Annotated in this window: 14 protein-coding genes and 1 pseudogene; 9 read left to right on the top strand and 6 right to left on the bottom strand. The window is 59.7% G+C overall.

Features of this window, described 5'->3' with window-relative positions; genetic code table 11:
* Positions 1–116: 116 nt before the first annotated feature.
* Positions 117–1,502, top strand: a pseudogene (tnpC, locus tag A8V01_RS17915) (IS66 family transposase); the annotation flags it as partial.
* Between the two features lie 165 nt (positions 1,503–1,667).
* Here the strand turns inward: tnpC (A8V01_RS17915) and A8V01_RS17910 are convergent.
* The 5 genes from A8V01_RS17910 to A8V01_RS17890 are packed head-to-tail and all read right to left on the bottom strand — an operon-like array spanning position 1,668 to position 5,577.
* On the bottom strand, positions 1,668–2,159 hold the full coding sequence (locus tag A8V01_RS17910; protein WP_103097528.1) for a hypothetical protein: 492 nt from the start codon (positions 2,157–2,159) through the stop codon (positions 1,668–1,670).
* 27 nt (positions 2,160–2,186) lie between these two features.
* Positions 2,187–2,780: an ABC-type transport auxiliary lipoprotein family protein gene (locus A8V01_RS17905; protein WP_103097510.1), complete on the bottom strand. Its 594-nt coding sequence runs from the start codon at positions 2,778–2,780 to the stop codon at positions 2,187–2,189.
* Positions 2,777–3,712, bottom strand: coding sequence for an MlaD family protein (locus A8V01_RS17900; RefSeq protein WP_103097508.1), 936 nt, complete (start codon positions 3,710–3,712; stop codon positions 2,777–2,779). The genes A8V01_RS17905 and A8V01_RS17900 overlap by 4 nt, the downstream gene beginning before the upstream one ends.
* The gene (locus A8V01_RS17895) at positions 3,713–4,480 is read right to left on the bottom strand and encodes an ABC transporter ATP-binding protein (protein WP_103097506.1); all 768 of its coding nucleotides are present in this window, start codon (positions 4,478–4,480) and stop codon (positions 3,713–3,715) included. It abuts the gene before it with no gap.
* Positions 4,480–5,577 (bottom strand): MlaE family ABC transporter permease, encoded by a 1,098-nt coding sequence (locus A8V01_RS17890; protein ID WP_103097504.1) that lies wholly within the window; start codon positions 5,575–5,577, stop codon positions 4,480–4,482. The genes A8V01_RS17895 and A8V01_RS17890 overlap by 1 nt, the downstream gene beginning before the upstream one ends.
* Before the next feature lie 172 nt (positions 5,578–5,749).
* Here A8V01_RS17890 and A8V01_RS17885 point away from each other — a divergent pair, with 172 nt between their 5' ends.
* The 8 genes from A8V01_RS17885 to A8V01_RS17850 all read left to right on the top strand — a co-directional run bounded on the left by A8V01_RS17885 (position 5,750) and on the right by A8V01_RS17850 (position 13,189).
* Entirely contained in the window at positions 5,750–6,697 is a 948-nt protein-coding gene (locus tag A8V01_RS17885) for an MlaD family protein (protein ID WP_103097502.1), read from the top strand.
* A gap of 123 nt (positions 6,698–6,820) precedes the next feature.
* Entirely contained in the window at positions 6,821–7,501 is a 681-nt protein-coding gene (locus A8V01_RS17880; protein ID WP_245892699.1) for a TetR/AcrR family transcriptional regulator, read from the top strand.
* Positions 7,501–9,099, top strand: coding sequence for an ABC1 kinase family protein (locus A8V01_RS17875; RefSeq protein ID WP_103097520.1), 1,599 nt, complete (start codon positions 7,501–7,503; stop codon positions 9,097–9,099). The genes A8V01_RS17880 and A8V01_RS17875 overlap by 1 nt, the downstream gene beginning before the upstream one ends.
* A complete protein-coding gene (locus A8V01_RS17870) occupies positions 9,072–9,872 on the top strand; it encodes a sigma-70 family RNA polymerase sigma factor (protein ID WP_245892698.1) in 801 nt (266 codons plus the stop codon). The genes A8V01_RS17875 and A8V01_RS17870 overlap by 28 nt, the downstream gene beginning before the upstream one ends.
* 284 nt (positions 9,873–10,156) lie before the next feature.
* Positions 10,157–10,549, top strand: coding sequence for an IS66-like element accessory protein TnpA (tnpA, locus tag A8V01_RS17865; protein WP_170065973.1), 393 nt, complete (start codon positions 10,157–10,159; stop codon positions 10,547–10,549).
* The gene (tnpB, locus tag A8V01_RS17860) at positions 10,546–10,905 is read left to right on the top strand and encodes an IS66 family insertion sequence element accessory protein TnpB (protein WP_103097498.1); all 360 of its coding nucleotides are present in this window, start codon (positions 10,546–10,548) and stop codon (positions 10,903–10,905) included. Before tnpA ends, tnpB begins: the two co-directional genes overlap by 4 nt.
* A gap of 143 nt (positions 10,906–11,048) precedes the next feature.
* On the top strand, positions 11,049–12,554 hold the full coding sequence (gene tnpC / locus A8V01_RS17855; protein ID WP_170065972.1) for an IS66 family transposase: 1,506 nt from the start codon (positions 11,049–11,051) through the stop codon (positions 12,552–12,554).
* A complete protein-coding gene (locus tag A8V01_RS17850) occupies positions 12,512–13,189 on the top strand; it encodes a UPF0149 family protein (protein WP_342747398.1) in 678 nt (225 codons plus the stop codon). Before tnpC (A8V01_RS17855) ends, A8V01_RS17850 begins: the two co-directional genes overlap by 43 nt.
* A 64-nt stretch (positions 13,190–13,253) precedes the next feature.
* Here the strand turns inward: A8V01_RS17850 and A8V01_RS17845 are convergent, their stop codons facing one another.
* Entirely contained in the window at positions 13,254–13,637 is a 384-nt protein-coding gene (locus tag A8V01_RS17845; protein ID WP_146037307.1) for a hypothetical protein, read from the bottom strand.
* Positions 13,638–13,654 lie beyond the last annotated feature (17 nt).

Raw genomic sequence — 13,654 nt, 5'->3', positions numbered from 1 at the left:
CGTACCGGTCCGAAAGATCAAAGAAACCGGGCTGTCCTGCCATCATCGCCTCCGCCACATCGCCGACGAAGTGAATCAGTTCAGACCGCTACACGCCAGAGGTTTTTCGAGGTGTCCAGCTGTTCCTCCAGATCGAACAGCTCGAACTCACCCTTGAGGAGTTGGAAGGCGAAGCTGAGCTTGCCGATATCCGCAAGGTCCAGGCGGATCAGAGGGAGCGACCGGCGCCGGTACGCGCCTTGCCGGCGCATCTGCCTCGGGCCGAACGTCGGATTGAGCCGGAAGCAGGCACCTGCACCTGTCCTTCCTGTGGAGGCGCCCTGCGCCCGCTCGGGCAGGACAGCGACGAGATGCTCGATGTCGCGCCGGTGCAATGGCGCGTCATCCGCACTGTCCGTCCTAAATATAGCTGCCGATCCTGCGAGCAGATCGTGCAGGCCGCGGCGCCCGTAAAGGCGATTGCACGGGGCAAAGCCAGTTTCGCCACGCTCGCGCATGTCGTCGTCGCCAAGTTCGATCATCATCTCCCCCTCTATCGCCAGGCCGAGATGATGGCGGCACAGGGCCTCGATATCGACCGATCGACGCTGGCAGGCTGGGCAGCACAGGCCGCACATCTGCTTGATCCGATCGTCAGTCGCATCCGGGAAGAAGGGATCAAGGCCAGCAAAATCCATGTCGATGACACGCCCGTGCCCATGCTGATGCCCGGCAAGGGCAAGACGGTGCAGGCGAGGCTCTGGGCCTATGTCGTCGATGATCGTGCTGCTGGAGCATCCACGCCCGCGCTGGCCTGGTATCGCTTCACCCCTGATCGCAGCGGCGTGCACCCGCAAAGCGAGCTCAAGGACTTTACCGGGCTGCTACAGGCTGATGCCTATGCGGGCTTCGACAAGCTCTACAGGAGCAACCGCATCCAGGAAGTCGCCTGCTGGGCGCATTTCCGGCGCAAGATATTCGAGAACCACGCCACCAGCCCGACGCCGTTGACGAACAACCTGCTGGATCGGATCGCCGCTCTCTATCGGATCGAGGAAGAGATACGCGGGCAGCCGCCCGACCAGCGCCGCCGGCATCGGCAGGACAGAAGCAGGCCTCAGGTGAACGAGTTACGCTCGATCATCGACGATGCGCTGCGCCGCCTGTCGCCCAAGTCCAACATGGCCAAGGCGCTCAGCTATGGCCGCAAGCGCTGGGATGCGCTCACCCGCTACATCGACGAGGGCGTTGCCGAGATCGACAACAACATCGCCGAGCGCGCGATCCGCCCCGTGGCGATCGGCCGCAAGAACTGGATCTTTGCCGGATCGAAGGCTGGCGGCGAACGGGCTGCGGCCATCTATTCCGTCATCGAGACCGCCAAGCTCAACGGCATCGAACCGCAGGCCTACATCGCCGATGTCATCGAAAAGATCGCTGGCGACTGGCCCGCTACTCGCTGGGATGAGCTCATGCCGTGGAACTGGCAGCCAACCCAGCAGCACGTCGCTCAAGCTGCATAGCGGTACTCAGGCCACGCTTACGATTGATTTTCGTATGGAGCTTAACTCCGGCAGCCCGACAGAGCGGCGAGTGTTGGGTTCGCGTTGTTCCACCCCCAATCTTTAATGATCGAGGAAGTCACATGTACCCCACCTTTAAATGCTGAGCTTATTAGCGTGAGCTCATCAGAGACGACAGCCTCGAGATATGGCGGCTCCCCGTAAAAAGCCCCGCCGCGCAAACCCCGCATCGATTGCGGTATTGAGGCGACGTTGTGCTGGGGCTGCGCCTGTTATTTCCCTCACCAAGCCACGAAAAGGTATGATCGAGTTGACAATCGTCTTTCCACCAGCTTCCGCCACTTTACCAAGACGATTTTCGTTACGGTCCGCTCCTACATCGAAATCCGGTCCGAGAACATCGTCCAACTCAGCGATATTACGCTTTATCTCGTTGCAGGTGCGGGTCGATGCCCGATCATATGGGTTAGAAGAAGCGCTTAAGAGAATGGGTGGGATATCCTGCTTTACCGCTCCAACGTCTTTAGCTGGTTGGGAGGCAATAGATCGAACTGAATCCGGTCCGGTATTTTTGGATTCCTTGTGTCCCTCCTGAGCCGCGCCGGCAGACGCAAAAGTCAGTACCAAGATGGTAAAGGCAGCTGAAAATTTCGTCATATCCATCCCTATCTACTATGATAATATTCAGATATTCCTGTACCACACGGTAATCTCTTGTGTGATATTGGAGACGCCAGCACGATAAGCTGCAACGATGGACGTCACCGTCGCATCAGTGGCTCTTGTTCGCGATTCGAAGGACCGCACTGCCACATCACGTGCTGCCCCGCTTGCGACCTCTGCGCGCACGACAATAGTGATCAATGGGGGAGCCTTCAGTCCCTGATCAAAGGTGGCCGTGAACTGCGAAATTTCCGCCGACATGATGTCCGCCGGTTTTTGGAAGTCGCTTCGCGCAACTCGCGTTCGGGAAGACTGCTCCAACTGGTCAATCAGAGCTAGACGGAACATCTCCGGGACGGGTTGGGACCAACGTGCTTTTGCGAGAGCAGCAACCCGCGAGTTGGCATTGGTTTCAATGCTGTCAGGCCGCAGATTATTCGGAAATGAAAGCTGGCGGACAGCAACAACCCGTGCATCGGCATCAGGCTGCCTTTGCGGGGGCTCACTGCGAAAGGAATATAGGTCCGCAGGCTTACCTCCGCCCAGAAGCCCACCAACACAGCCCGACAGCGAGACTAAGAGGAGCGCTGAAGAGATTTTTAGCAAACTTTTCACTTTGGCAGCTCCATTTCTCGCGCTTTCCCTCTTCCGAGAACAGAACGCGGATCTTGCTGTATTTGTCGGGTAAGTCGATCGAGTGACTCGGCAGCCCTTTCAAGCCCACGTAGAGCCCCCGCCACGCGATTACCTTCTGGCCCCTCAAGACCTTCTGCACTCGCGTTCAGCTTAGCTATAATAGCCCGTGCATCGTTCGTCGCGCTCTTCGCATTCGCGGCCGCTTCTCGGATGTCTGCAAAGGCTTGCGTACCATCGCCCTGAATAGCGGTTCTCGCAGCCGCCGCAGCCTGCTCGATGTCACCCGACGCTGAATCAAGGCGACGGATTGCATTTTGAGCATCCGCAAACATTGCCTTACGACTGTTAAGTTCTGCCGTCACTGATCTGATGTCAGCGAGCATGCCATCGACCTTTGCGATATTTCGGTCAGAAAGCACCCGATTGACCCGATCGAATGATTCAGAAACCTTAGCGAGGGTCTGCCCTCCCGCTTCCAGCACCGAATCCAACGATCCGGGCTTCGCCCTTATTATCGGGGGCTGCTCACGCGACGCATCGCGAAGCAGTGGCCTTGTAGGCGAACCAGGAGTTAACTGGATAATGCTGACACCTGTCACACCTTGGGACTCTTTTGAGGCAAATGTATCCACCCTTATGGGCGTACTCTCTTCGACCTTCACATCGATAATCACACGGCGAGAATTCGATGGATCTACACGAAGCTTCGTGATCTCCCCGACCTTGATGCCGTTAAAATCAACTTCGCTACCTTCGGTTAGGCCGCGCACAGGTCCGTCAAAAACAACTCGATAATGGTCGAAGCCTTTACCGAATTGGTCGTTACCTAGCCAAAGAATGAAGCCGATCGCTGCCACCAGCAGACCAACTGTCAGACTACCCACCAGAGCGTAATTGGCATGCCTCTCCATTTAGTCGCCACCTGAGTTGAATCGCCGTGCTCTTCGGCTTTGAAAATAAGAGCGTGTCCATTCGTCTTCAGAATCACGCAGTTTCTCGACTGCGTCAGACGCGACGATCCTTTTGTCCGCCAGAACCGCTACTCGATCAGAAATTTGAAACAGGCTGTCCAGATCGTGGGTGACCATGACGACAGTCAATTCCAAGGCATCACGCAGCGATACGATCAAGTCGTCAAATTCTGCAGCCGCGAGGGGATCGAGGCCGGCCGTTGGTTCATCTAAAAAAAGAAGCTTGGGATCGAGCGCTAGTGCACGTGCAACGCCAGCACGTTTTCTCATGCCACCGGAAAGTTCTGCCGGGCGCTTATAGGCTGCATCATTAGCAAGCCCGACCAGAGAGATTTTCATCTGGGCCAATCGACTTAGAAATTCGCCTCGAATCTCAGTATGTTCAAGAAACGGCGCTTCGACATTCTCCTGAAGCGTTAGGGATGAAAATAGCGCACCGTTTTGAAACATCACGCCCATATTTGATGCGAGCCATTGTCGATCAGGATTATCAAAGATGTCCTGACCGTCTAATACTACCGATCCAGAAACTGGTCGCTGTAATCCCAACATCGTATTGAGCAACACGGATTTTCCGCCGCCCGAAGCGCCAACTATTCCGAGAATCTCCCCGCGATAGACGTCGAGGTCCAAATCTTCATGGATTACGTTTCTACCGAACGCTGTTTTAAGGTCGCGTACTTCGATCACCCTTTCCCGCTCGGCCATCACAGGTCCAGTTTCATGAAAACGAGGGCGAAAGCCGCATCGAGGAGGATGATGGCGAACAATGCCTGAACGACTGCGGTCGTGACGTTTCTACCCAACACCTCGACGTCGCCACGGACGGCCATTCCCTGGCGGCAGCCAGTCAGTGCAATGATGATGGCCATTACAGGTGTCTTGATCAGACCAAGCCAGAAATGCTGGAGGTCCACCGTCTGCCGAAGACGCTCTACGAAAAACACTGGTGAAATATCTAAAGAAGCCCAGCTCACAAGCAGGCCACCAAGAATGCCGGCAATCATCGCTGCGACTGATAAAAGCGGGAGAGTAATGATCATCGCCAGCACGCGTGGGGTTACAAGCGCCTCCGTGAGATCGACACCCATGACCACCATTGCATCTGTTTCTTGGTTCATTCGCATAGCTCCGATTTGGGCAGCGAATGTAGACGTCGATCTGCCAGCCAGAAGAATTGCCGGTATTAGCACCCCAAACTCGCGCAACACCGATACCCCAACGAGCTGAACGGTGAAAACCGATGCCCCCAAGTTCTGCAGCAGGTTCGTGCCGACCAAAGCCACCACTGCCCCGATGAAGAATGTCATCGTCATGATGATTGGGAGCGCCTCGAGACTTCCCTGCTGCATCACGCTTACTAGCGCTCGCACGCGTAACCTGCGAGGGTTGATAACCGCTCTTCCAACGCCCACCTCAGAGCGGCCCAGGAACAAGATGTTACCATATAGTTCGCTCAGCCCTGCAACCACTTTGCGGCCTAAGCGTGTGAAAAAACCATAAGACTTTTTGGGTTTTTTGGTCGCATGTTCCTGGATCGCGGGGGCAACGATGTCTAGGACACGCCGAAGTCGATCTGGTACATCGTTTCCTAGATCGCTGGCACCAAGCGCCTGAACAAGCGCGAACGCGCCTGCACTGTCGACCCGCCCTAATTGGCTCCAGTCGATCTGCTCGTCTGAAGCCAGCAAACGGCCATCGGCCGCTGCTCCCGCCGATTGGACCGTTGAGGCCAACCAATCGCCCGAAATTTTCGTTATGTTGTTTTCGGAATGAATGACGGGTTCAGAGAACGGCAAAATCACACCCAAAACCGTTTATGGTACGATATGGTATACTTATCGTGAGGGGATGTGCAATAGGGCAGGCTCACCGTGCTGTTCGCACACCGAGAATCGGCGTCCTCCAGGCACTGGCTGATGTGCGGGAACGGTACGGCCTAAAACTTACCTGCCGTCTTAATGGGATATCATCTCGATGGAGACACGGTCGAACAGCTTTCTGGTTCTCGCAGTGACGTGCTTGCTGCTGGGCACCTTGGTCTTTACGCTGTGGCTGTTGGAGCCTCGCAACGGGAACCGCAGGCCCTATATGATCCGCTTCTCAGGAAGCGTCGCCGGCATTGAAAAGGGATCACCGGTGACATTTTCGGGCGTGCCGGCTGGGCATGTTACATCTGTCGAATTCGACAGCCAAGACCCGTCCGTGGTTCTGGTAGCTGTCAATTTGGAACCAGAAATCCCTATCGTTACCGGCGTCAAGGCTACGATTGTCCGATCAGCATTAGGCGGAACGGCGAACATCAGTCTCGATGGCGCAACACATGATGCGCTCCCGATCGTTGCCGCAAAAGACGGGGAGTTCCCGATCATTCCTGCCAAGGAGGGCGGGCTTCTTGGTGGTGGGGGAGACCCGATAGCACTTGTGGAGAAGATCAGCCGCACCGTGGACTCCGTTTCACGCAACCTTGGTGCCGCTCAGCAGCAGCGCGCGAGCGAGCGTCTTGCGGCGCTCGCGCACAACTCCGCGGGGTGGGCAGACAAGGTTGGAACGGCGTCGGAGGGACTCATGGGTGCGCGAGGGCGTATGGTTACCTTGGGAGAGGGTTTGCAACGGTCAGGCAATCGCGCCGAAAGTCTGAGGGTCACCTTGAAAGATCGCGGTCCATCCGCTCTTGCTAAGGCGAACCGCAAATTAGGGATCGCTCGTGACTCAGCTGAAGGATTCGCTGCCCGCGCCGAGGCTCTGAGGCCCGAGATCGAGCGGGCGACCGCCCAGCAGGACCGCCTGGTCGAGACAATAGGTTCAGTAAGGGGCAAGGTAAGCGCCGTCAGGGAGACGGCCGTTCGTATCGATCAGGAGGGGCTGGGTCTAGGCTCTCCGTCCCTCCCCACATACAAGCCTGACGCAGAGCCTGTGAAATAATCTGCTTGCAACGTTTTCAAGCCGTGGGAGGAGTCCGATCCGGCGGCCACGGAGCCTACGGCCCTTAAGGCATTGCTCGTCAAAGTGGTCGGATCGCGCTATCCTCGGTCCAGGAGAAAGAGATTGAGCGATGATGAGAAGAAAAAGGCGCGGCGCCCCCGAAAGATGGGCAGACCGACCACCGAGGACGCGCTCCGCCTGACCTCGCACATCCTCAAGAGCGCTCGCCAACTGTTCTTCGAACACGGGTTCGATGGCGCCAGTGCCGACATGATCGCGGACCAAGCGCGCATCTCCAAACGAACACTGTACGCGCGCTTCGGTAGCAAGGCGCGCGTGTTCGAGGCGGTGATCCTCGACGAGATCGATACGCAACTGCGCGCGCTCGAACCCTCTGGCAGCGACGAACCCGACATCGGGTCGAGACTTCGCGTGATTGCCGATCGCCTGCTCGAGTGGCTCCTGACGCCCCGGATCGCCTCCATGGAACGCGTCGTCATTGCGCAAGCGGTGCGTTTCCCCGCACTCGCGGCGAACATCCACGACTTCGGTTACCAGCGGGCCGTCCAGTGGGTGGCATCGATCCTCGCCCACGCCAATGCCAAGGGAGAGCTGTCGCTGGCCGACCCCGTGTTCGCTGCCGAGCAGTTCGTCACACTCGTCGTGGTTGCCCCCATGCGCCGTGCAGCGCTGGGGTTGTCTCCGGCAGCGTATGACGAGGCGGCGCGCGATCGTATCTCGCGCGGTATCGACCTGTTCCTTGATGGCTGCCGCCCGCGAGACGGGGATGGTTGCAGCAAGTGATGCCCGCCACGGACGACGAGCCTCAGATCGGTGAGCGTGCGCGCCTCGCAGAGCTTATCCAGATCATGGGGCGCCACGGCCTGAACGGGCTCGCCTCTCGCCTGGGCCTGCTGCCCGGTCGTTCCGAGCAGCCGGTGGACGTCGGTACGCCCGAGCGGGTCGTCGCGCTGCTGCGGGACCTTGGACCCGTTGCGGTCAAGCTGGGGCAGGTGCTGGCGACCCGTGAAGACCTGCTCGGGCCGGAATGGGTGCGCGCGCTGTCGACGCTGCAGGACCGGGTGACCCCGTTGCCGTTCGAGGCGCTGGAGCCGACGATCCTGGCTGCGCTTGGCTCCCCGATCGGGGACGTGTTCGCGAGCTTCGACCGCGAGCCGATCGCCGCGGCCTCGATTGCGCAGGTTCATGGCGCCACCCTGCGCGATGGCACCGAGGTTGTGGTCAAGGTACGCCGGCCGGGAATCGCAGAACGCGTCGATGCCGACTTGCGGCTGCTTCGCCGCATAGCGCGGCTCGCAGCGAGGCACTCACCGGAGATCCGCCGACTCAAGCTCGACGAACTGCTCCGGTTTTTCGCGGAGAGCCTTTCGCAGGAAATGGACCTCAGTGCCGAAGCGGCAGCCTGCGAGAGCATCGGCGCGTTTCTGCAGCCGCTTGGCGTTCGCACGCCCGCCTTCTACTGGGATCAGGTCGGCCGCCGGATCAATGTGCAGCAGCGGCTCGACGGCATGCCCGTCCGCGCTATCCTTGATGGAGCGGGAGACTGCGGTGCGGATATCGCCGGCATATATGCAGATGCAGTCCTGCGGATGATAATCTTCAACGGCCGGTTCCATGCGGACCCCCATCCCGGCAATGTCTTTGTCCTCGCCGATGCGTCGCTGGCGTTCATCGACTTCGGGGCGGTGGGCGTGCTCAGCCCCGCCCGACGAAACGAGGTTGTTACGCTCGTCCTTGCGATCGCCGGCGAGGACACGCGATCGGTGACGGACGTGCTGCTGCAATGGTCTGGCGAAACGAACGTCGATCGCCAGGCGCTGACCCGCGAACTCGACGCGCTGATCGGCCAGTTTCGCGGGGCGGTACTCCAGCAGATCGAGCTCGCCGAAGTCTTCGGTCGCGTCTTCGCGCTGCTGCGCACCTACCGCCTGGCGCTACCACCCGATCTGGCCCTGCTGCTGCGCACCCTGTTGATCGCCGAAGGGTTCGTACGACGGCTCGATCCCGGCTTCGACATCGCGGCGCGCGCCGCACCGATCGCGCGCGAACTGCTGCGGGAGCGGATCGGCCCGGCCGGCCTCAAGCGGGGCGGACGCCGGCTGGCGACGAGCCTTGGCCGTTTGGCCGCCGCTTCGCCCGAGTTGGTGGCCTTCGCCGAGCGGGTTGCGCGGTCGGGCGCGCTGCCGATCGAATTACAGGGAGGCGCGGTCTGCCCAACTCCGACGTCGCCCCGGCGCGCCGATCCCAACCTCCTGTCAGCCGGACTGCTTATCGCCGGCGCGATCCTTCAGCGCGACCATGATGTTGTCGGCGCAATGATGATGGCATCTGCGGTGCTGCCAGCAGCCTGGGCATGGTTCGCAAGCAGGCAGAGGCGCTGAGGGAGTGGAACAATCCAGGACAGGTGGCGTTTTTCCGAAAAGTAAACCGGGCGGTATATATATTGCCGCCTAATTTCATCGAACAGGGGCCTGTCTTGTCCGAACTATTGGAAAACCGATCGCATGTATCGACTGAGGAGTGGCCGGAATTTGGCGCCGCATTGAGCGACCTGATGCCTAGGCTGGCGAGCTATGCGCGATCGCTGGCCAGGAATTCCGATACTGCACAGGACCTTGTTCAGGAAACCGTGCTGAAGGCCTGGCGCCACCGCGCGTCGTTTGAGCCCGGTACGAATTTGAAGGCTTGGACCTTCCGTATCCTCCGCAACTCTTTTCTGTCGCAGGTTCGCCGTCGAGGTGCGGGACATGCGAGCGACACCGCCGAACTCATCGATATTCCGGTGGCGTCAAACCAGGAGTCGGTCGTGACGTTGAGCGATGTTCGTCGCCTGTGGTCCCGCCTGACGCCCGAGCAGCAGCGGTGCATCCAGCTCATCGGGATCCAGGGTTTGAGCTATGAAGAGACAGCCACGATCGAACAGGTTCCTGTCGGGACAATCAAGAGCCGCGTATTGAGGGGGCGGCAGCTGCTACGCGAACTCCTGGATCAAACGAACAGCGCACCAGCCAAGGGGACAGCATCCCGGATCCTCTCGGTCAATTCGTCTCCTCCGTATGAACCGTCGCCCGTTGATGATGAACACTCTAAACAGATCGAACTGTTGCGAAGCTGGCGCGCGAAGCGTGCGGCCGCTCGCTGCGCCGCCGGATGACTTTATTGGAATCCACCTGATGCCATTTGTGTCCCTTCGTTTCGGACCTGCGATGGTCCGCCGTAGCGACATGCGTTGGCGATGCCACCATGAGGTCGTCTTGCGGGTTTGCCAGATTATCGGTGCCAAACGGGCGATGTTCCTTGGATCATGTACTGTTGCCGGCATTCACCTCTGATCGTTGCAATATGTGACAGGAGCAGAAGAGGTAAGCGCCGACGGAACCCGGCCTTGTGTGGATTGGGTCTGGTGTGAATTTCGCAGGGCACATGGAGGCCTTGCGAGTGGATATCGAGCAGTCAAACGAGCCTCGTATGAGCGCTCGCCGAGATGGCGGAGCGGTCGTACGGGTGGAACGTCGCCGGCACTGGAGCGACGAAGAGAAACTGGCGATCCTGAAGGAGACGACGCAGCCCGGCGCCATCATGGCGGTGGTCGCGCGTCGGTTTGGGATCGGGACCGGTCAGCTTTACACGTGGCGCAAGCAATTGCTGCGCGGCGCGATGACCGGGTTCGTGCCGGTTGAGCTGAAGCCCGCCGAACCGCTGGCCACGCCATCTGACGCCGGCCGGATCGAAATTCGGCGCGGCGGTGACTTCACGGTGTCGATCGACAGGCTGGTCGACAGGGAGGCATTGAGATTGGCGCTCGAGGTTGTCGGGGAGCTTGAACGTTGAGCCTGACGCTGCCGCCGTCGGCGAAGATCTATCTGTCGCTGGCGCCGTGCGACATGCGCAAGGGCTTCGATGGCCTGTCGGCGCAGGTGCGCAACATCCTCCTGCTCGATCCTTTCTCCGGCGCTGTTTTCCTGTTCCGCGGGAAAAGGGGCGATAGATTGAAGGCACTGGTTTGGGACGGATCGGGACTTTGTCTTTATGCAAAACGTCTCGAGCGGGGAAAGTTCGTGTGGCCCAAAACCCAAGGTGGAGCAGCCGCCCGGCTCTCGGCTGCGCAGTTGGCGATGTTGATCGAGGGGCTGGATTGGCGGCAGGCGATTGTTCACGACGAGGTGCTCACGCCGACCCTCGCTTGAGCGATAAAGCCGCAGGAAACAGCCGTTTTTTGTAGGATGGGATCGCGGCTTGCGCTATAGTTCGGGGCATGCGGTTCGACCTTGATCGCCTTCCCACAGACCCCGTCCTCCTGCAGAAAATGCTGCGGGAGATAGCTGAGATTATGGAGCTGGAGCGGGCCGAACTAGGGGCGGCAAAGCAGACCGTCAAAGCTCAGGGTCTGACGATCGAGAAGTTGGAGCACCGTCTGGCCCGGCTGCTGCGTGTCCAGTTCGGTCGCAGCTCCGAGAAAATGGACATCGCGCAGCTGCGGCTGATGTTCGAGGAGGTCGATGCTCCGGAGCCAGCCAATGATGACGCCCCTGCGGCGTCGAAGGCGAAACCGATCCGCAAAGCTGGAACCAGGGCGCCGATCCCTGCACATATCCCGCGCCAGACAACGCAGCATCTTGCCGAGCCATGCGGCTGCGGTGGTAGCGAGACTGTCATCTGCGAGGATGTCACGGAAGTGCTGGATTACGTGCCTGCCTGCTTCCGTGTCCTGCGTCATGTTCGCCCTCGCGTCGCCTGCCGGTCCTGCGAAACAATCCGCCAGGCGCCGGCCATCGATCTGCCATTGCCCAAGGTGATGGCAAGCAGCGCACTGCTCGCGCATCTCGTCGTCAGCCGCTTCGTCGATCATCAGCCTTGGCATCGCCAGTCGGTCATCCTGCGTCGGCAAGGTGTGGAAATTGATCGTGACGTGATGGGCCGCTGGTCGCGCAAGCTGGCCTGGCTGATGGCGCCGCTTGGCGAACGGTTGCTCTCCTACATCCTGGAGGCTCCGAAGATACACGGCGATGAAACGCCCGTGACCTTGCTGCAGGGCGAAGACGGTAGCCACACCGCCTACTTCTGGGTCTATCTGCGCGACTGCCGTTCAAGCGGGGATATGAGCCCGCCTGCCGTGGCGTTCCGCTTTACAACCGGGCGCGGCGGCAAGCATCCCGCAGCCCACCTTGCCGGTTACCGCGGATACCTTCAAGCGGACGGCTATGCCGGTTATAACGCGCTGTATCATGACCCCAAGACCAAGACACCGCGCGGGGTGACGGAGGTCGGCTGCTGGGCGCACGCGCGGCGCAAGTTCACCGACATCCTCGAAAAGAACCCGTCGCCGGTAGCGGCTGAAGCGGTGGTGAGGATCAGCGAATTGTTTGCGATCGAACGCGACATCAAAGGAGCACCGCCCGATGAGCGACGGCGGGTTCGCCAACAGCTGGCCCGCCCAAAACTGGCTGCGCTGCGACCATGGCTCGAGACCCAGATGCAGGGGCTGTCTTCGGACAGCACCTTGGCGAAGGCATGCCGCTATCCGCTTAACCGCTGGGCGGCGATGGTTCGCTATTGTGACGATGGCCTGCTCGAGATCAGCAACAACCTGGTCGAAAATGCCCTGCGCGGCGTTGCTCTGGGCCGCCGCAACTGGATGTTCGTCGGCTCCACCAAGGGTGGGGACGCCTCGGCGCTGTTTTACTCGCTCGCCGAAACATGCCGCCTCAACGGCGTAGAGCCAGAGGCCTGGTTCACCGACGTCATTGCGCGCATCGGCAGCCATCCGATCAACCGGATCGACGAACTCCTGCCATGGCGCTGGCGAGCCCTACGCGATACGGCTCAGGCTGCATGAACACATCACAGCCTCACTCCGCTTTGCTCACACCTCTCGCCTGGGATCCCGGTCTCCTGCCGCCACTGGAGATGGACGGCTACCTGACCGGCGTGCTGGTGACACCAGAATTGGAAATCGCCGACTGGATTGCCGACTTGTGGACCGTGCTCCCCCCGGTGACGGATCAAGCCAGAATGGAGCAGGCCCTCGCCGCCGTTCTGACACGGTTCAAGGCGATTGAAGCCGAGCTTCAAAAGGGGTGGCCAAGCTATCAGCCCAGCTTCTCTGAAAGGGGGCGGAAGGCGGACCACGCCACGGTCCGGGGATGGATGAAGGGCTTCTATAGAGCCATGAAGCTGCATCCCGAATATTGGTCAGGCCTGGCCGACGACGAGCGAACAGCAACCTTCCTTGGTTTGCTGGTTGGCTTCATCGAGACAGACGAGCAGATCGAAGAACGCGAAGACGCTGACGCCATCCGCGACGAACATGCTGCGCTTCTACCCCGTGCAATCGTCGGTATGAGGAAGCTGGCGCTGCTGCATGATGGTGACGCGAATGCGCTCAGATCTATCCAGGCCAACAAGGTCGGCCGTAACGATCCATGCCCATGCGGTTCGGGCAGGAAATACAAGCGCTGCTGCGCAGCGTAAGCGGTTAGCGTCAAGGCCGGGTTCCGTCGGCGCTTACCAGAAGAGCGCAAACTACCATGGCCACTCACCCAAGGCTCCGAAGTCCGCTCGCGATGATCCGCATGGCGCGATCCAACATCTCGTCCTGATCGCCATCGAGATAAGCGGCGACACCGGCAATCATTCTTGCCGCAAGCTGGACATCTTCAGTCGTGACATCACCTGGAAGCGCATTGGAGGCGATCGCGCGGGACAGCATGTGATGCATGACGTCGTCAGCTTCCGATCTCAGCCTCGACACTGCCTGGCCAAGAGAGCCGCTGCCGATCCCTATGCTAGCCTTGGCGTGAAAGGCGGCCACTCCGCCATACTGTTTGATAAACTCCTCAAACAATCGGGGTTCATCGGAAAGATCCGAGACCACCGCTTTAAGTTCATCAAGGCGCCTCTCGAGGACTGCTACGATCATCGCGTCGCGGTCAGAGA

The sequence above is a fragment of the Novosphingobium guangzhouense genome (genome assembly GCF_002896965.1).
Classification (GTDB): Bacteria; Pseudomonadota; Alphaproteobacteria; order Sphingomonadales; family Sphingomonadaceae; genus Novosphingobium; species Novosphingobium guangzhouense.
The sequence above is the reverse complement of the archived record's forward strand: the minus strand, read 5'-3'. Positions and strand labels throughout refer to the sequence as shown.

Coding starts and splice junctions, on each gene's coding strand:
- A8V01_RS17870 (WP_245892698.1), top strand. CDS start 9,072: ATGGTTCGCAAGCAGGCAGAGGCGCTGAGGGAGTGGAACAATCCAGGA.
- A8V01_RS17850 (WP_342747398.1), top strand. CDS start 12,512: ATGGCGCTGGCGAGCCCTACGCGATACGGCTCAGGCTGCATGAACACA.
- tnpC (WP_170065972.1), top strand. CDS start 11,049: ATGGAGCTGGAGCGGGCCGAACTAGGGGCGGCAAAGCAGACCGTCAAA.
- A8V01_RS17895 (WP_103097506.1), bottom strand. CDS start 4,480: ATGGCCGAGCGGGAAAGGGTGATCGAAGTACGCGACCTTAAAACAGCG.
- A8V01_RS17910 (WP_103097528.1), bottom strand. CDS start 2,159: ATGACGAAATTTTCAGCTGCCTTTACCATCTTGGTACTGACTTTTGCG.
- A8V01_RS17875 (WP_103097520.1), top strand. CDS start 7,501: ATGCCCGCCACGGACGACGAGCCTCAGATCGGTGAGCGTGCGCGCCTC.
- A8V01_RS17900 (WP_103097508.1), bottom strand. CDS start 3,712: ATGGAGAGGCATGCCAATTACGCTCTGGTGGGTAGTCTGACAGTTGGT.
- A8V01_RS17885 (WP_103097502.1), top strand. CDS start 5,750: ATGGAGACACGGTCGAACAGCTTTCTGGTTCTCGCAGTGACGTGCTTG.
- A8V01_RS17845 (WP_146037307.1), bottom strand. CDS start 13,637: ATGATCGTAGCAGTCCTCGAGAGGCGCCTTGATGAACTTAAAGCGGTG.